This window comes from Streptomyces sp. NPDC042259 (genome assembly GCF_055582085.1).
This window is the reverse complement of record NZ_JBVJDW010000002.1, coordinates 838,792-856,113: the sequence shown is the minus strand read 5'-3', so window position 1 is coordinate 856,113 and position 17,322 is coordinate 838,792. Positions and strand designations below refer to the sequence as shown.

Below are 17,322 nucleotides of genomic sequence, written 5' to 3'. Positions count from 1 at the left end.
CGGACGGCCGGTCAGCGGTGCCGGACCAGCGGAAACGGCAACGTCTCGCGAATCGACAACCCCGTCAGGAACATCACCACCCGGTCCACGCCGATCCCCAGCCCACCCGTCGGCGGCATCGCGTACTCCAGCGCGCGCAGGAAGTCCTCGTCCACCTCCATCGCCTCGAGGTCACCGCCCGCCGCCAGCAGCGACTGGGCGGTGAGACGGCGGCGCTGTTCGACGGGGTCGATCAGTTCCGAGTACGCCGTGCCCAGTTCCGTGCCGAACGCCACCAGGTCCCAGCGCTCGGCCAGTCGCGGATCATGGCGGTGCGGGCGGGTGAGCGGCGAGACGTCGGTGGGGAAGTCCTTGTAGAAGACGGGCGCCCCGGTCCGCTCCTCCACGAGCCGCTCGTACATCTCCAGCACGATGTCCCCACGGGTGTGCTCCGGCTTGTGCGGCACCCCCGTCGCGTCACAATGGCGGCGCAGCGCCTCGATGGGGGTGTCCGCGTCGACCTCCGCGCCGAGCGCCTCGGAAAGCGCGCCGTAGACGGTCTTCACCGGCCACGGGCCCGAGATGTCGTGCTCGACGAGCTTGCCCTCGTCGTCCGCCCGCAGCGCGACCGCCGCACCGTGGGCGGCGACGGCGGCACCCTGGATCAGCTCCCGCGTCAGCTCCAGCATCACCTGGTAATCGGCACAGGCCTGGTAGGCCTCCAGCATGGTGAACTCGGGATTGTGCTTGTACGAGACGCCCTCGTTGCGGAACGTCCGGCCCATCTCGAAGACCTTCTCCATACCGCCCACGCACAAGCGCTTCAAATACAGCTCGGGCGCGATGCGCAAGTACAGATCGAGGTCGTAGGCATTGATGTGCGTGGTGAAGGGCCGGGCGTTCGCGCCGCCGTGGATCTGCTGGAGCATCGGCGTCTCGACCTCCAGATACCCCCGGTCGAGCAGCCCCTGACGCAGCGCCTGCACGGCGGCGCTCCGCGCCCGTACCGTCCGCCGGGCCTCCGTCGACACGGCGAGGTCCACATAGCGCATCCGCACCCGGGCCTCGGGGTCGCTCAGACCGTGGCGCTTGTCCGGCAGCGGACGCAGACACTTGGCGATCATCCGGGTCCGGGTCACGAAGACGGTCAGCTCACCACGGTCGGTGGCACCGACCTCGCCCTCCGCCTCAAGATGGTCACCGAGGTCGATGTGCTCGGTGAAGCGCCGAAGGCACTCCGGTCCCGAGCCGTCGCGGGTGAGCGTGAGCTGCAGATCGCCGGACCAGTCGCGCAGCACGGCGAAGACGACCCCGCCGTGGTCGCGGACCAGCAGGACCCGCCCGGCGACCGTCACCCGCTCGCCCGTACGGGACGAGGGCGCCAGCCCGGGGTATGCCGCGCGGATCGCGGCGAGCGTGTGGGTGCGGTGGGCGTCCACCGGATAGGGCTCGACACCCGCCGCCCGCAGCCGGGCCAGCTTCCGTCGCCGCACCCGCACCTGCTCGGGCAGCCCGGCCAGCTCGTCCGCCGCACCGGGCTCACCGGCCCCCGGGCCGGCACCGAAGCCCAGCTCGGAGAGCGAGGGGAGCCCGGCCGTGGTCGCCGGGCTCGACACACCGCGCGCCCGCCCTCGGCTCCACAGCTTGCCCAGGCTCGGCACCGCGACGAACCCCTCCGCGATGCCTGCCGCCAATCCGATCCGTGCGAGCGCCCCCGCGTCGGCGTAACACAGGAACCGAGGGTGCCACTCGGGGTTGTACTTGACGTTCGAGCGGTAGAGCGCCTCCAGCTGCCACCACCGGGAGAAAAACAACAGCAGCCTGCGCCACAACCGCAGCACCGGCCCCGCGCCGATCCGGGCGCCCTCCTCGAACGCCGAGCGGAAGACGGCGAAGTTCAACGAGATGTGCTTGACGCCGAACCGCCCGGCCTGCGCGCACAATTGGGCGACCATGAACTCCATGACGCCGTTGGGCGCGGCCCGGTCGCGACGCATCACATCCAGCGACACCCCGTCCCGCCCCCAGGGCACGAACGACAGCAGCGCGATCATCCTGCCCTCGCTGTCGAACGCCTCGACCAGCAGACAGTCACCGTCGGCGGGGTCGCCGAGACGACCCAGCGCCATCGAGAAACCGCGCTCGGTCTCGGTGTCGCGCCAGGCGTCCGCGCGATGGATGACCTCGCCCATCTCCTCGTCGGAGAGCGCGGCGTGCCGCCGGATACGGGTGGTCGCGCCCGTGCGCTCGACCCGGTTGACGGCCTGCCGGGTCACCCGCATCTCTCGGCCGTCCAGGTCGAAGGACGCGACCTGGAGGATGGCCTCGTCACCCAGTTGCAGCGCCCCCAGCCCCGAACGCGCGTACGCCCGGGCGCCGGCCTCGCTCGCGCCCATGACGGCCGGCTGCCAGCCGTAGCGCCCCGCGACCGCCAGCCAGGCCTCGATCGCCGGGGTCCAGGCCTCCGGATCACCCAGCGGATCGCCGGAGGCCAGACAGACCCCGGCCTCGACCCGGTAGGTGACGGCCGCCTTGCCGCTGGGGGAGAAGACGACGGCCTTGTCCCGGCGGGTCGCGAAATAACCGAGGGAGTCCCGGCCACCGTAACGGCCGAGAAGGGCGCGGATACGCGGCTCCTCGTCGTCGTGCAGAGCCGCCTCCAGCCGCTGGGAGCGGAAGAGCGACATGGCGGCGTTGAGCAACGCCAGCGCACCGAGCAGACCGAGGAGGAAGAAGAGCCAGTGCGGCGGATGGCCGACGAAGTGCCGGCCGCTGACCAGGCCGCCGCACACCTTGTTGGCGACGAACAACAGCCGGTTCGCACCGCCGCGCTCCAAGGACCCGGGGAAGAGGGACACAAGCCCCCAGCCCACCAGGATGGCGACGGTCAGACCGCCGACGAGCACCAGAACGGCATGCAGGAACGCACCCCGCCGCGAGGCGGCGTAGAACTCCCGCCGGGCCAGGAGCAGCAGCGCCATCGCCGCCAGGCACAGCACCAGGGACGGGGCCGCCTCCCAGTACCCCACGATCAGCAGCAGCACGTCCGCGATCAGCAGCAGGGTCAGATAGCCGAGGACGAACCAGAGCGTGACCCGCTTGCGCGCGGCCATCGCCGCGGCGAGGAGCAGCAGGAAGACGGCATAGGCGAGGTTCGGGGCCGTGGGGACGGTCAGGGTGTCCAGCGCGTCGGTCAGCGGTGCCGCCACCCGCCGCAACGGTGAGAACAACGAGGTGAGCGCGCAGAAGAACCCGAGCAGACCGAAGAAGATCGCGAATCCGTTGGGCACCCGGTGCAGGGACCGCCGCCAGGCGGATTCCCGCACACCGTCCTCTCGCGCCCCCTCCCGCACCGTGGCGGGCTCGGTGTCCGGGACTGTGCGGCTCATTCCGCAAGCCTAGGCACGCCACCGCCGCCACGCCCGTCGAACCTCGGCCGGTCCGCCCGACGGACACGGGCCCGAACGACCACGCGGCCCCCGCTGGGACCGGCCCGGCCCGGCTCCTCGACCGGCGAATCCATACCCGGATGGAGTACACGCGTGACCCGGGGCGCGCCGGTGTGATGAGCGAGACTGGCGCGTACTCACCGCTCAGCCGAGGAGGTAAGCCGTGGTCGTTTCGATCTCCGTGGTCCTGATGCTTCTGGTGCTGGCGGTGGTGTTCCTGCGCAGTGGAGCACTCCGTGTCTCACACGCCCTGGTCTGTGTCCTGCTCGGCTTCGTACTGGCGAGCACCAGTGTGGCGCCGACCATCGCCAACGGCATTTCGACCACGGCTCAGCTGGTCAGCGGCGTCCGCCCCTGATCGGACGGGAACGTCACGCCTCCGAGCCGTGGCCGCCGTTCTCGGGCACGTTCGTCCTGCCCGCCTTACACCCGCCCGATCTCGACGTCCTCCAGGACACCGAGCGCGTCCGGTACCAGAATCGCCGCCGAGTAGTAGGCGCTCACCAAGTAGGACGTGACCGCCTGGTCGTTGATGCCCATGAAGCGCACATTGAGACTGGGCTGGTACTCGTCGGGAATGCCGGTCTGGTGCAGCCCGACCACCCCTTGGTCTTCCTCACCGGTGCGCATCGCGAGGATCGAGCTGGTACCGGTCTCGCTGATCGGGATCTTGTTGCACGGGAGGATCGGCACACCGCGCCAGGCACGCACCGACGAGCCCAGGACGTCGAGGTTCTGCGGGTAGAGGCCACGGTTGCTGCACTCCCGGCCGAAGGCAGCGATGGTCCGGGGATGAGCCAGCAGATACTGGGTCTTGCGACGCCGGGACAGCAGTTCGTCGAGGTCGTCGGGGGTGGGTGGGCCGGTGCGGGTGTGGATGCGCTGCTTGAGGTCGGCGTTGTGGAGGAGGCCGAATTCGCGGTTGTTGACGAGTTCGTGTTCCTGGCGTTCGCGTAGTGCTTCGATGGTCAGGCGGAGCTGTTGTTCGACCTGGTTCATCGGCTCGTTGTAGAGGTCGGCGACCCGGGTGTGCACGCGCAACACCGTCTGCGCCACACTCAATTCGTACTCGCGCGGGGAGGGCTCGTAGTCGACGAAGGTGCCGGGCAGTACCGGTTCGCCCACGTGCCCGGAGGCCACCGCGATGTCGGCCTCACCACGCTTGTTCTGCGGGAGCGCGGGCCGGGAGGCGAAGTCCGCGACATGATCGCGCAGTGCCTCGGAGCGCTCGGCCACTTCCTGGAAGGCCTGGCGGGAGAGCGCGAGGACGGTGCAGCGCGTCACCGCCCGTACGGTGAAGTCCCAGACCCCGTCCGGCTCCAGGGGGACCCGTTCGCCGAAATAGTCACCGTCCGCCAGCACGCCGAGCACGGTGTCGTCCCCGTACTTGCCGACGCCCGTCTTGTTGAGCTTGCCATGGGCGATCAGGAAGACCTGGTCGGCGGGTTGGCCCACCTCGACCAGGGCGTCACCGGCCGCGTACTCCCGCTGGACGAACCCGTCCGCCAGTGACTCCAGCACGGCGGCGTCGCCGAACCCCCGCAGCAGCGGCAGCTCGCCCAACTCCGGCGGGATGACGCGGACCTCCGAACCGGTGCTGATGAACTCGACGCGGCCGTCCCCGACCTCGTAGGTCAGCCTTCGGTTGACCCGGTACGTACCCGCGGACACCTGCACCCAGGGCAGCACTCGCAGCAGCCACCGGGAGGAGATCCCCTGCATCTGGGGCACGGTTTTGGTCGTCGTCGCGAGCTGGCGTGCCGCCGAGGTGTCGAGGCTCTGCTGTGACTCGCTCGCCCGTGCGGTCTGTCCTTGCTCCACTGACGTGGTCATCGCTGGTCTTCACCCATCTGTATGCGGTTCCGTATGCGGTCGCTGACGCGCAGCCCGAAGTGACATGGTCGTGACATGGTGCGGATATGGCGAGGCGTGAATGGTGCGGCGGGGCATGCCGGGGCGTGACGCTGCCCGACCGGTTCTGTCAGTGCCCGACTTCGACGTTCTCAAGAATTCCGAGAGCGTCGGGAACCAGCACCGCGGCGGAATAGTAGGCGCTCACCAGATAGGACATGATCGCTTGCTCGTTGATGCCCATGAAACGCACGGAAAGGCTGGGCTGATACTCGTCCTGGATTCCCGTCCGGTGGAGACCGACGACGCCTTGCGATTCCTCACCGGTGCGCATCAGCAGAATCGAGCTGACGCCGGCTTCGGTGACCGGGATCTTGTTGCAGGGGAAAATCGGCACACCGCGCCAGGCGGGGACGGCGTGGCCGCTCACCTCGACACTGTCCGGATACACGCCCCGGCTGTTGAACTCGCGTCCGATCGCCGCGATGGTACGCGGGTGTGCCAGAAGGAAACCGGGGTCCTTCCAGACGGTCGCCAGCAGTTCGTCGAGGTCGTCGGGGGTGGGTGGGCCGGTGCGGGTGTGGATGCGCTGCTTGAGGTCGGCGTTGTGGAGGAGGCCGAATTCGCGGTTGTTGACGAGTTCGTGTTCCTGGCGTTCGCGTAGTGCTTCGATGGTCAGGCGGAGCTGTTGTTCGACCTGGTTCATCGGCTCGTTGTAGAGGTCGGCGACCCGGGTGTGCACGCGCAACACCGTCTGGGCGACGCTGAGTCCGAACTCGCGCGGAGCGAGTTCGTAGTCGGCGAAGACACCGGGCAGCGCCGGCTCGCCGACGTGTCCGGACGCGACCTCGATGGCCGACTCGCCGTACGCGTTCTGCGGGCGTCCGGTGTCGGCGCGGAACGCCTGGACGTGCTCGCTCAGCTCCTGTGAACGCTCGAGGAGTTCCTCGAACTCCTGGCGTGGCAGGGTCAGTACCGTGCAGGCCGTCATCGCCCGCACGGTGAAGTCCCAGTTGCCGCCTTCGGTCGCCGCGAGGGCCCGGTCGCCGAAATACTCGCCGTCGGCCAGCACGCCGAGCACGGCGGGATCGCCGTAGGCCCCCTCGTGCACCTTGCTGACCTTGCCGTGGGCGATCAGGACGATTTGATCGGCGGGGCGGCCCGCCTCGACCAGCACGTCGCCGGGCTGGAACTCGCGCTGTGTGAAGCGACTCGCGAGAGCGTCGAGCACCGCGGGGTCGGAGAAGCCGCGCAGGAGGGGCAGTTCGCCCAGCTCCGCCGGGATCACGCGTACGTCGGCCCCGGTCGAGACGAACTCGACCCGGCCGTCACCGAGCGTGTGCGTCAGCCTTCGGTTGACCCGATAGGTACCGCCGGATACCTGCACCCAGGACAGCATGCGCAGCAGCCACCGCGATGTGATGCCCTGCATCTGCGGTACGGATTTGGTCGTGGTCGCCAGGTTCCGGGCAGCCGCGGTACCAAGGCTCAGCCGGCTCGCTGAATTCTCGGTGTCGGAACCGGACTCCAATGACGTCGTCATACGCGAATGCCCACCCATTTCATGAGGTAACTGGCTGCTGCGAAACCGTCGTTAAGGACTCGCCGATGGCTTCTTCGAGGCTAGCGGCGGGATTCCGCGGGCGCAGTCACCCTCAAGGGTGGATTGGGGGACGATGTTAACGTCGCACGAAAACTCCGATGCCGTTCGGGACGGTTCGTTCGGCTCCGCCCGAAGGGTGGTTGCGCACGACGGCCCGTGCTTCGCCGGGAGCGCGGGTGACCAAGGTGCTCGACCCGCCGCCGTCCAGGTTCACGGCGTCCTCCGCCCCGAGATCCCGCATGACCCCGGCCAGTTCGGCCACGGTCAGGCCCGTGCGGTACGAGGGCCCTCCGTCCAGCGCCAGGAGGTACAGACGCCGCCCCCCGTCGGCCAGCCCGGCCGAGGTCCGTACGGCCGGGGTCACCGCGTCCAGCCCGCTCAGTGGACGGCCGTCACGCAGCACCGGGAAGCCGCCCACCGCGAACCGCAACGCCCCGCGGTGCGCGGCCCGCAGGCGCTCGTCCACCCGGACCCGGTCGCCGACCCGCAGCTTGCGCAGCTCCCGCGCCCCCGCCTCACGCCCGACCAGCACGACCGTGCCGGAGGCGAGCTGACCGCGCCCCGGCTCCGCGGCCGCCGAGACCACCCGGCCCCGTCGCACGGTCAGCTCGTAGGTCTCGGAACTGCACGGGGCCGCCCGCTGCGTGTCGGTCCCGCACGTGGCCCGCAGACGGGAGACCGCACCCCAGGCGGAGGTGTACGCGCCGATACCGCCGACGGGCAGGGCGTACTGATTGAGGCCGCGCAGCGGCAGCCTCCGGTGACCGGCCCGTACCGTCCCCACCAGGGTGAGCCGGTCCAGCCGGGCCACCCCGTCCGTCCCGACGCCGATGACGTCTCTCGTGGTGACCCCCTGCGGCATCGCGGGGCCGAAGCGCTGGCCGTCCGGCACCGCCGCGCTCAGCCGGCGCCCCCTCGCGATCGACGGGCCCACCGGCGCCCCCGTCGCCTCCACCCCGGGGTGCTGAGTCTCCGTGATGTTGAAGAAGTCCCCGTTGACGCCACCGACCGCGCCCCGGGCCTCGGCCAGGCGCGACACCGTCGCCCGCGCGGCGACTCGGTCCGGGTACAAAAGGTCGAGCGACACCTTCGGATTCCGCAGATCGACGGTGAGCACATGGCCGAAGGCCGGCCCGTGCGAGCCCGAGAGCGAGAACGTCCGATAGCCGATTCCCGGCGCGAGACCGGCTCCGACGCCGAACCACGGAGCCGGTCCCGCCTCCGTTTCGGCCCAGGCGGTCCCTCCGCCGGCCACCAAGGAGAGCCACGCCACCAACACCGAGAGCACCGCGCGCACGCGGCCAGCACGTTTTCTCACAGTCTCCCCAGAGGTCCCAGCAACTCTGCCACGGCGCACGGGAGTTCACCATGCCCCGAACGAACGACAGGGAGCACCGCGGTGTCGACACGGGCAACTCTCGGCGCTTCCCTGCCCATCGGCCCTGTGGGCCCCGATACTCACAGCTGTTCGTACATGCGATCCGCCGATATCCGCCCAGAGATTCGGGAGGCACCATGCGTCCGTGCACGCGCCGCGCAGCCGTCGTCACCCTCGGAACCGCCCTCGCGGGATCCCTCGCGCCCTCCGCCCTCGCCGCCGTGCCCGGAGGCGGCCTGGGCGCTCTGCCGGGACGCGGCAAGCCGCCGCTGCGCCGGGCCCACGCGCACAACGACTACGCGCACCCGCGCCCGCTCGCCGACGCGCTCTCCCACGGATTCGGCAGCGTGGAGGCCGATATCTGGCTCGTGGACGGCCGGCTCCTCGTCGCGCACGACGCGTCCGAGCTCGACCCGGCCCGCACGCTCGAATCGCTCTACCTCGACCCGCTGCTGCGTCGTGTCGCCGCCCATCACGGTCGCGTCTACCGCGGCTACGACCTCTCCCTGCAACTGCTCATCGACATCAAGACCGCGGGCGACCCCACCTACCGCGAACTCTCCAGACATCTGCGCCGCTACCGGTCGATGCTCGGCGTCTGTGCCGACGGCCGGGTACGGCGCGGCGCGGTCACCGCCGTCGTGTCCGGCGACCGGGGCGCCCGCGCCCCCATGGAGGCGGAGCGGGTGCGGTACGCCTTCTACGACGGTCGCCTCGCGGACCTCGGTGACGGCGTCCCCGCTTCCTTCACCTCGCTCATCAGCGACAACTGGGGCCTGAACTTCAGCTGGCGCGGCGAGGGGCCGATGCCCGGGCGCGAGCGGGCGGCCCTTCGGCGCATCGTGGCGACCGCCCACGCGGCGGGCCGGCGCGTGCGCTTCTGGGCCACGCCCGACGAGCCCGGCCCCGCCCGCGACCGGCTCTGGCGGGAGCTGCTGGACGCCGGCGTGGACTACCTCAACACGGATGATCTGACGGGTCTGGAGGCGTTTCTCCGCGCAGCTCGCTGAGCACCTCGTCGAAGTGGGCCTCGGGAACCGACGGCAGCAGCAGCGCGACGACGTGCACCAGCTTGCCGAGCACGAAGGTGGTGTCGGGCGTCGCGCGCACGAGTTCCCGCACCCTCTCCGTGTCTCCGCGCCGGACGGACTCGAGCAGCACTGCGACATCCGGTGCGGCCTCCTCGTCCGTCTCGACCCAGCCAGTTTCGTCCGGTGCCCGTCTGACGAGGTGCCGCAGCACCCGGTCGGCGACGTCGGGCTGATACGCCTTGCGTACGGCTTCGTTGGCGACCCAGGAGAGCGCGGACACGACGTCCCTGGCCTCGTCGGCCGTCATGGTCTCCGGCAGTGCGGCGTCGAACGCCTGCTGGTTGCCGTGCCGGAAGGCCAGGAGGAGGCGTGCTGCCCTCGCCTTCGCCTCGTTCACGCGTATATGGGAAATCTCGGCGGTCACCGGAAAATAGTACTGTTTGTGGATCATTCCGTGGGGAGCGCCACGCAGTGGAATGTCGCGATCCAGGGCGGAAGGTGTAGCGGTACGGTCACCACGCGGTCATGGGCGGGCGCGCGTGGGGACGCTGACCGTATGGCCACCCCACCTGGACCGCCACCCGGAAACCCGCTCGGGCCGCCCCCGGGCCCGCCGCCTCCGCCGTACTGGCCTCCGCCGGGCGGATTCGGTCCGGGGGGACCGCCCTGGCCACCGGAGCCGCCCCGGCCGGAGGGCGGCGGAGGCAAGCGGATCGCCGTCGCGGTGACCGCGCTGGTGGCCGTCGCGGCGGTGGCTCTGGGCGCGGTCCTGATCATCGGGGACGGTGACGACACGAAGCCGGGGAAGAGAACGCCGTCCGGAGGTCCCACCGGTCCGGCCGGTACGTCCTCGCCTTCCCCCGGCCTCCCCACGAGTCTCCCCAGCGATTTTCCGTCGCTGCCCAGCGGCTTTCCCACGAGCTTGCCGACGGGGATGCCCACGGGCCTGCCGAGCGGCTTTCCCAGCGGGCTGCTCGGTGTGCCGACCGCGCGGGGGGTCGGGAGCGCTGTTCCGACGCCCACGGACGACAAGCCGTACTACTTCGCGCTGGCCTCCGGGGATTGCTTCGACCTGCCCGCCGGAGGGCCCGGAGGGCGTCTGGTCAAGCGCTCGTGCTTCGCGCCCCACGACGGGGAGGTGGTCGCCACGCCCAGCCTCTCGGGAACGTACGACAGCGAGAGCGCCCTGAAGAGCGAGGCCGCCGCGCTGTGCCGGCAGCCGATGCGCGGCCGCAGCCTGAGGCAGCCCGTCGGTACCGCGCGCGGCACGCTGGTGCAGTACCCGAAGCTGACGGGCTACCGACTGGGCCTTCGTTCCGTTTCCTGCAGTCTGACCGCCGAGGAAGGCGGCTCGGGCAGCGGTCGGAAGCTGACGCGGCCGCTCTCCTGACGCCCCGGCGGGACCGCGCGGGCCGCTGCCGGGACGAAGAGGGGCGAGGGCGCGGGGTCACTCCGCGGGGACCGCCTGGATATCGAGTTCGATCTTGATCGTCGCTCCGATCATCGCGATGCCACGAGTGAGCATGGACCGCCAGTCCAGGGTGAAATCCTCCCGGTGCAGTTCGGCGGCGGCCGAGCAGGCGGCACGGGTCTCGCCCATGATGCCGGTGCCGAGACCGAGGTAGCGGGTGTCGAGCGAAACGTTCCGGCTGACCCCGTGCAGGTTGAGCACCCCCTGCACGGCCCACCGCGAGCCGCCCCGGTGCACGAAGCGTTCGCTGACGAACTGCATGTACGGGTATCCGTCGACACCGAGGAACTCGGGGGAGCGCAGGTGGGCGTCGCGCTGCTCGACTCCGGTGTCGATGCTCGCGGTCTCGATCACGACGTCGAGGCTGGAGTCCTCCATGCGTTCACCGATCCACAGGGTGCCCTGGAACCGGTTGAACCGGCCGTGCACCTCGGCGAGCCCGATGTGGCGGGCGATGAACCGCACCGCTGTGTGGTCCGGGTCGATGCGCCAGGCGCCCGGAGCCGGCAGGGCGGGGGTGGGAGCCGGTTCCATGGGCACGGTCCCGAGGTCGGTCCGAGTGCCCTCCGTCGACGCACACGCCTGGCGCACGGGCTGGTACCCGTCGGCGGTCACCGCGACGCTGTACTCGCCGGGCGCCACGTTCGTGGCGAACCGGCCGTGCGGGTCGGTCTGCCCGTGCACCACCTCGGTGCCGTTCGCGTCCCGGACGGAGACTTCCGCTCTGTGCAGGGGCAGGTGCACGGGGTCGACGACCACGCAGTCGAGAGCCCCCGCGCCGTACGGAATCGGTGCGCTCTCGCGGTGAAGAGAACGCTTGTAACGGCGCAGCAGGGCGAAAGTCATCCCAAAGTGCCTTTCCATGTGCAGAAGGTGATTGAACGGTAGATCACCACATTCTGTCACTGGGGCTGAGAAGCTCCTTCATTGGCCCCTATCGCCTTGGAAAACGAACTACTACCCCTTCTGTTCCTTTGATTCCTTCGTCACTCTTCCGTGAGCAAGCTTGCGAGGGCCGCCGCGGGATCGTGGTCACACGGCCCGGCGGGCTCCCAGCGACCGCTTTCCTTGCGATACGGCCACCACCGTCCGTCCCGCCCGTAACGCAGCTGGGTGTCGGTGCCCACCACCGTCCACCGATTGCGCGTGGCCCGCAGCCGGGGTGCCTTGTCGTCGTCCTCCCACGCCGCCGCCAGCCGGGCACGAGCGCGGGCGAGGTCCTCCGCGCCGGGTGTCCACTCCTCCTCCAGCACGGCCAGCGCCGCGGCCCCGCCGTGCCCCCAGGCCCGGGCGGCGCGGGCCAGCTCCGCCCGTCCGAATCCGCAGCCCGCCGCGAGGCGGGCGGTGATCCGCTCGGGCGGCCCCGAGGCGGCCAGCCGTACCGCGTCCTGCCGCACCGTCAGCGCGGTCGCCACGGGCGCCCGCTCATGGCCGGGGGCCAGGGCCTCGGCCAGCAGCTGCCGGGCCCGGGCGGCCGCGTCCGCGACGAGGAACTCCAGCGCACCGGTGTCGAGGCCGGAGCCGGGGGACGTGTCTCCGGTGAGGACGGGCGGGCGCCCCACCAAATCCGTCACGGGCGGGGCGTCGGGCAGGGGAGGTATGACGTCCCGCGCCGCGAACGCCTCACTCGCCGGGACGCCGGCGGGCACCCCCGCGCTCTCGCGCGGCTCCCGTGACGCGGCGCGCGAGACGCTACGGGCCTGCAACGCGTCCAACAGCTCACGCTCGCCCCGCCCGCGCATCAGCAGCAGCACGAAGGGGTCCCGGTCGAGCAACCTCGCCACCTGAAGGCACAGCGCCACCGTGTGCGGGCAGTGGTCCCATGCCTCGCAGGCGCACTCGGGCTCCAGATCCCCGATGCCCGGAAGCAGATCCACTCCCACCGCCGCCGCGTCCTCGACGAGATGCGGCGGCATGTCGCGGTCCAACAGCGCCGCGATGTGCCCCGCCCGGTCGGCGACCAGATCCAACAGCCGGTCCCAGTCGGCCCCGGACAGCTGCTGGATCACCACATCGGAGCGGTACCGCGTGCCGTCCCGGTCCCGGACGAGCGCCGTGACGCGTCCGGGACGTACGGACACCGCGCCGACCGCTCCCGCGCGCGCGTGCCTGCGGCCCGCCTTCACCTGCCGGCCGTCCAGCGCCGTGTCCTCCAGCGCCCGCAGCCACGCCTGTCCCCACCACGTGTCGGCGAATCCCCGTCCGTGCGCGGGCGGCAGGGCCTCGAAGGTGCGCTCCACGCGCGCGTGAACGTCATTCCCGGTCATCGTCCGGTCCCCCTCAGTGCGACGAGATCAGCCAGCTCGGCATCGGTGAGTTCCGTCAGTGCCGCCTCACCGGAGTGCAGCACCGCGTCCGCGAGCGCCTGCTTGCGGGTGAGCATCCGCGCGATCCGGTCCTCGATCGTGCCTTCGGCGACGAGCCGGTGCACCTGCACGGGCTGGGTCTGGCCGATGCGGTAGGCCCGGTCGGTGGCCTGCGCCTCGACGGCCGGGTTCCACCAGCGGTCGAAGTGCACGACGTGCCCGGCGCGAGTGAGGTTCAGCCCCGTACCGGCCGCCTTCAGCGACAGCAGGAAGACCGGGACCTCACCGTCCTGGAAGCGGCGGACCATCTCCTCGCGGCGCGGCACGGGCGTGCCGCCGTGGAGGAACTGCGTCGGCACGCCGCGTGCGGCCAGGTGGTGTTCCAGCAGCCGCGCCATCTGTACGTACTGGGTGAACACGAGCACACTCGCGTCCTCGGCGAGGATCGTGTCCAGCAGTTCGTCGAGCAGCTCCACCTTGCCGGAGCGCCCCGCGATCCTCGGGCCGCCCTCCTTCAGGTCGTGCTCCTTCAAGAACTGCGCCGGGTGATTGCAGATCTGCTTGAGCCCCGTGAGGAGCTTGACGATCAGCCCGCGCCGCTCGAAACCGTCCGCGCCCTCGATTTCGGCGAGGACCTCCCGCACCACGGCCTCGTACAGTCCCGCCTGCTCCTTGGTGAGCGTGACCGCGTGATCCGTCTCGGTCTTGGGCGGAAGCTCGGGCGCGATGCCCGGATCGGACTTGCGGCGCCGCAGCAGGAACGGGCGGATGAGCGCCGCGAGGCGCTCGGCGGCCGCGGGATCGGCGCCCTCCTCGACCGACCGTGCATAGCGCCGGCGGAACCTGCCCAGCGTGCCGAGGAGTCCGGGCGTCGTCCAGTCGAGGATCGCCCACAGCTCGGACAGGTTGTTCTCGACGGGCGTGCCCGAGAGAGCGACCCGGGCCTTCGCGCCGATGGTGCGCAGTTGCCTGGCGGTCGCGGAGTACGGATTCTTGACGTGCTGTGCCTCATCGGTGACGACCAGACCCCACCCGGCCTCCGCCAGGCGCGCGGCGTCCAGCCGCATCGTGCCGTAGGTGGTGAGGACGAACTCCCCGTCGGCCAGGGCGTCCAGGTTCCGTGACGGGCCGTGGAAACGGCGCACGGGCGTGCCGGGCGCGAACTTCTCGATCTCCCGCTGCCAGTTGCCCATCAGGGACGTCGGGCAGATCACCAAAGTCGGTCCGGCCGCGCCAGGCAGGGTTTGGCGGTGCAGGTGAAGGGCGATCAGGGTGACGGTCTTGCCGAGCCCCATGTCGTCGGCGAGACAGCCCCCCAGGCCGAGCGAGGTCATCCGGTTCAGCCAGTCGAGGCCGCGTAGTTGGTAGTCGCGCAGGGTGGCGGCCAGCGCGGCGGGCTGGGCGACGGGCTCATGGCAGGAGTCGGGGTCGCGGATGCGGTCACGCAGGGCCGCGAGCCAGCCGGTGGCCCGCACCTCGACGCTCTCCCCGGAGTCCTCACCGCCCCTCTCCCCGGTGTGGGTGCGGCCGGTGAGGGCGGCACCCAGCGCCTCGACGGGGGTGACCTTCCGGTCCTGTCGCTCCCGGGCGCGGCGCACCGCCTCCGGATCGACGAGCACCCACTGGTCCCGCAGGCGCACCGCCGGGCGGCTCGCCTCGGCCAGCCGGTCCAGCTCCTCCTTGGTCAGCTCCATGTCACCGACGGCGAACCGCCAGCTGAAGGTGAGCAGAGCGTCCGCCGAGAGCAGCGACGGCATGCCGGACCAATCGGCATCCCGCGTGCCGGCGTCTTCCGGCGGGCCGACGACGGCGCGCGCGGTGAGCTGACGGGCCAGCTCCCTCGGCCAGTGCACCTCGACCCCGGCGGCCTCCAGCGCCGCCGATGCCGCGCCCAGGAGTTCGCCCGTCTCCTCGTCGGCGAGTTCGATGGCGTCGGGTGCCGCCACCGAGAGCAGCGGGGTGAGCGCGGGCCAGGCGTGCGCGGCACGCCGCAGGGCGAGCAGGGCCTTCATCCGGGCTCCCCGGCCGAGTGAGGCGGCCAGGGGCGAGTCTCCCGACCAGACGTCGGCCGCGTCCGCGACCAGCGCCGGGTCGGTGAGGCTGTGCAGCTGGAGGACGGCACGGAACCGCGGGTGGGCCTCCTCACCGGCCTCCTCGCCTCCGGGCGCGGCCTCCGTCAGGCCCAGTACCTCGACACGGAGGGAGAGCCGGACGCCCGCGTCGTGTCCGGCGGCGATCTCGTCGGCCCAGGCACGCTGTTCGGGCAGCCGGTGCGGTGCGGGGGCGGCGAACGCGGGACCGCCCGCGGCCAGCGCCGCGGCGGGGGAGCGCGGCAGCCCGTCGGCCACGGCGTCCAGGAAGGCACGCACCAGACGCTCGGGCTCGGGCAGCAGCGGCGGGTCGCTGTCCGGCACCGGCACGGCGTGTGCGGCCGGGGGCATCGAGGCGGCCAACTCGCGCACCCGGCGCAGATCGTCCTGGGTGAGCGGTCCGACGCGCCAGGCGTCGTGATCGGTCGCGGTCAGTCCCGGCAGCAGTCGGCCGCGCGCGGCCAGTTGCAGTGCGAGCACCGCCGCGGCGCCCCAGAACGCGGCCGACTCCCCGCCCCGCGCGGCTCGGGCGCGGGTGAGGGCGGGAAGCGCCTCGGCCACGGGCAACGTGGTGACACGGACGGTCGTGGTGGTCACCCCCGCGCCGTCCGGGACGACGATCGTCAGCTCCTCGGCGACGCCCGAGGCGGAGGGCGGAGCGTCATCCGGCCCGTCCGGCTGCCAGAAGGCGACCCGTCCGGTGCGGTGCGGGTCTCCGGGGAGGAAGACCGCCGAACAACGGGCCAGCCGGGCGGTATCGGTGGGGTCGGCGGCAGAGGGTGGTGTCACAGGAATGCGCATTCCTCAAATTTGACTAGTGGGCTCCGGAGCGCCCGAGGGTACAGGAAGCGAGTGGGCGATAAGGGTCTTCGGCCTGTGACGCTCGTCATGCCGCCGACGAGGGTGCGCTCAGCCCCCTGCGCTGTCCGGGGGTTGTCCCCCGGGCGGTCTGGGTGGTGACTCCATGGCCCTCCGGGGCCTGCGGTCCGTACGTTTTCTGAGGTCGGTCATCAGTGTGCGCGGTCCGCCCGCCCCCCTCCTCGGCCGTTCACCGGCCGTTCGTCGAAAATCTCCGGAGACCTCATGCCCCAGGCCAGCACCTTGCTCGCGGAACCCGCGGCGGGCAGCGACTTCGCCCCCCTCCTGCGCCGGATCCGCGCGGAGGGCCTCCTCGAACGACGGCGGGGCTGGTACGCGCTGACCATCACCGTCAACACGCTGACGCTGGCCGCCACCTGCGCCGCGACGGTGCTCACGGGCGATTCGTGGTGGACGCTGCTCCTGGCCGTTCCCATGGCGGTCTTCGGCGCCCGGACCGCCTTCCTCGGCCACGACAGCGGCCACGCCCAGATAGCGGGCACCCGGCGGACCCACCGCCTTCTCGGCCTGCTCCACTCCGACCTGCTGCTCGGACTGAGTTACTCCTGGTGGAACGACAAGCACAATCGCCACCATGCCCATCCCAACCACGTCGACAAGGACCCGGACGTCGGCGTCGGGGCACTGGTGTGGACCCGGCGGCAGGCCGCGCAACGGGAAGGCTTCGCCCGCTGGCTCACCCGTCATCAGGCCCGGCTCTTCTTCCCGATGCTGCTCCTCGAAGGCATCAGTCTGAAGGTTTCAAGCGTGCGCGACCTCAAACGGCAAGAGGCCGGAGAGCGACGCGTGGAGGCGACGCTCCTCACCCTGCACCTGGTGGGTTACGCGGCGCTGCTGTTGTCGTCCATGTCCCTCGGCAAGGCTCTCGTCTTCGCGCTCCTCCACCACGCCCTCTTCGGGCTGCACCTCGGTATGGTCTTCGCGCCCAACCACAAGGGCATGGAGATGCCGGACCCGAACGGGCCGCGGTGGGGGCACCTGCGCCGCCAGGTCCTCACCTCACGCAACGTGCGCGGCGGCCCGGTGACCGACTGGTTCCTGGGCGGGCTGAACTACCAGATCGAGCACCATCTCTTCCCGAACATGCCGCGCCCCCACCTCCGGCGTGCCCAGCCGATCGTCCGCGCGTACTGCCGGACGGCCGGTCTGCCGTACGCGGAAACCGGGCTCGTCGACTCCTACCGGCAGGCGCTCGGCCATATGCACGACGTCGGTGCTCCGCTACGGGCCGGGTGAACAGCGCGGCGTGTGATCGCGGGCGTCGCGCACATCGCGCCGACGCATG

General features: G+C 71.1%; 12 protein-coding genes. 4 read left to right on the top strand and 8 right to left on the bottom strand.

Annotated features, from left to right (window positions below):
- Positions 1–11 precede the first annotated feature (11 nt).
- Positions 12–3,368: a bifunctional lysylphosphatidylglycerol synthetase/lysine--tRNA ligase LysX gene (gene lysX / locus ACZ6MA_RS08180; protein ID WP_469432010.1), complete on the bottom strand. Its 3,357-nt coding sequence runs from the start codon at positions 3,366–3,368 to the stop codon at positions 12–14.
- 223 nt (positions 3,369–3,591) lie between these two features.
- Here lysX and ACZ6MA_RS08175 point away from each other — a divergent pair, with 223 nt between their 5' ends.
- On the top strand, positions 3,592–3,786 hold the full coding sequence (locus ACZ6MA_RS08175; protein WP_469432008.1) for a hypothetical protein: 195 nt from the start codon (positions 3,592–3,594) through the stop codon (positions 3,784–3,786).
- 65 nt (positions 3,787–3,851) lie between these two features.
- Here ACZ6MA_RS08175 and ACZ6MA_RS08170 read toward each other — a convergent pair whose 3' ends face one another.
- The 3 genes from ACZ6MA_RS08170 to ACZ6MA_RS08160 form a co-directional block, all read right to left on the bottom strand.
- Positions 3,852–5,261: a family 2B encapsulin nanocompartment shell protein gene (locus tag ACZ6MA_RS08170; RefSeq protein WP_469432006.1), complete on the bottom strand. Its 1,410-nt coding sequence runs from the start codon at positions 5,259–5,261 to the stop codon at positions 3,852–3,854.
- Between the two features lie 148 nt (positions 5,262–5,409).
- Complete coding sequence (locus tag ACZ6MA_RS08165; RefSeq protein ID WP_469432004.1) at positions 5,410–6,822, bottom strand: family 2B encapsulin nanocompartment shell protein; 1,413 nt, start codon at positions 6,820–6,822, stop codon at positions 5,410–5,412.
- A 136-nt stretch (positions 6,823–6,958) separates the two neighbouring features.
- A complete protein-coding gene (locus ACZ6MA_RS08160; RefSeq protein WP_469432002.1) occupies positions 6,959–8,179 on the bottom strand; it encodes a phosphodiester glycosidase family protein in 1,221 nt (406 codons plus the stop codon).
- 218 nt (positions 8,180–8,397) lie between these two features.
- On the opposite strand from ACZ6MA_RS08160, the gene ACZ6MA_RS08155 reads away from it, so the two are divergent.
- The gene (locus tag ACZ6MA_RS08155) at positions 8,398–9,270 is read left to right on the top strand and encodes a phosphatidylinositol-specific phospholipase C/glycerophosphodiester phosphodiesterase family protein (protein WP_469432001.1); all 873 of its coding nucleotides are present in this window, start codon (positions 8,398–8,400) and stop codon (positions 9,268–9,270) included.
- Here ACZ6MA_RS08155 and ACZ6MA_RS08150 read toward each other — a convergent pair.
- Positions 9,218–9,715 carry a hypothetical protein gene (locus ACZ6MA_RS08150; protein WP_469431999.1) on the bottom strand — a complete coding sequence of 166 codons (498 nt, stop codon included), beginning with the start codon at positions 9,713–9,715 and terminating at the stop codon, positions 9,218–9,220. The two genes, ACZ6MA_RS08155 and ACZ6MA_RS08150, sit on opposite strands and share 53 nt — an antisense overlap.
- Before the next feature lie 510 nt (positions 9,716–10,225).
- On the opposite strand from ACZ6MA_RS08150, the gene ACZ6MA_RS08145 reads away from it, so the two are divergent.
- A complete protein-coding gene (locus tag ACZ6MA_RS08145) occupies positions 10,226–10,681 on the top strand; it encodes a hypothetical protein (protein WP_469431997.1) in 456 nt (151 codons plus the stop codon).
- A gap of 57 nt (positions 10,682–10,738) precedes the next feature.
- Here the strand turns inward: ACZ6MA_RS08145 and ACZ6MA_RS08140 are convergent, their stop codons facing one another.
- The 3 genes from ACZ6MA_RS08140 to ACZ6MA_RS08130 all read right to left on the bottom strand — a co-directional run bounded on the left by ACZ6MA_RS08140 (position 10,739) and on the right by ACZ6MA_RS08130 (position 15,959).
- Positions 10,739–11,608 (bottom strand): YceI family protein, encoded by an 870-nt coding sequence (locus tag ACZ6MA_RS08140; RefSeq protein ID WP_469431996.1) that lies wholly within the window; start codon positions 11,606–11,608, stop codon positions 10,739–10,741.
- Positions 11,609–11,748: 140 nt separating this feature from the next.
- Positions 11,749–13,029 carry an SWIM zinc finger family protein gene (locus ACZ6MA_RS08135; protein WP_469431995.1) on the bottom strand — a complete coding sequence of 427 codons (1,281 nt, stop codon included), beginning with the start codon at positions 13,027–13,029 and terminating at the stop codon, positions 11,749–11,751.
- Positions 13,026–15,959 (bottom strand): DEAD/DEAH box helicase, encoded by a 2,934-nt coding sequence (locus ACZ6MA_RS08130; RefSeq protein ID WP_469431994.1) that lies wholly within the window; start codon positions 15,957–15,959, stop codon positions 13,026–13,028. Before ACZ6MA_RS08130 ends, ACZ6MA_RS08135 begins: the two co-directional genes overlap by 4 nt.
- 282 nt (positions 15,960–16,241) lie before the next feature.
- On the opposite strand from ACZ6MA_RS08130, the gene ACZ6MA_RS08125 reads away from it, so the two are divergent.
- A complete protein-coding gene (locus ACZ6MA_RS08125) occupies positions 16,242–17,273 on the top strand; it encodes a fatty acid desaturase family protein (RefSeq protein ID WP_469431992.1) in 1,032 nt (343 codons plus the stop codon).
- Positions 17,274–17,322: the final 49 nt, after the last annotated feature.

Bases quoted from the DNA above. Each gene is read 5' to 3' on its own strand.
- ACZ6MA_RS08165 (WP_469432004.1), bottom strand. From the start codon at position 6,822: ATGACGACGTCATTGGAGTCCGGTTCCGACACCGAGAATTCAGCGAGC.
- ACZ6MA_RS08145 (WP_469431997.1), top strand. From the start codon at position 10,226: ATGCCCACGGGCCTGCCGAGCGGCTTTCCCAGCGGGCTGCTCGGTGTG.
- ACZ6MA_RS08155 (WP_469432001.1), top strand. From the start codon at position 8,398: ATGCGTCCGTGCACGCGCCGCGCAGCCGTCGTCACCCTCGGAACCGCC.
- ACZ6MA_RS08170 (WP_469432006.1), bottom strand. From the start codon at position 5,261: ATGACCACGTCAGTGGAGCAAGGACAGACCGCACGGGCGAGCGAGTCA.
- ACZ6MA_RS08140 (WP_469431996.1), bottom strand. From the start codon at position 11,608: ATGACTTTCGCCCTGCTGCGCCGTTACAAGCGTTCTCTTCACCGCGAG.
- ACZ6MA_RS08130 (WP_469431994.1), bottom strand. From the start codon at position 15,959: ATGCGCATTCCTGTGACACCACCCTCTGCCGCCGACCCCACCGATACC.
- ACZ6MA_RS08135 (WP_469431995.1), bottom strand. From the start codon at position 13,029: ATGACCGGGAATGACGTTCACGCGCGCGTGGAGCGCACCTTCGAGGCC.
- lysX (WP_469432010.1), bottom strand. From the start codon at position 3,368: ATGAGCCGCACAGTCCCGGACACCGAGCCCGCCACGGTGCGGGAGGGG.
- ACZ6MA_RS08125 (WP_469431992.1), top strand. From the start codon at position 16,242: ATGCCCCAGGCCAGCACCTTGCTCGCGGAACCCGCGGCGGGCAGCGAC.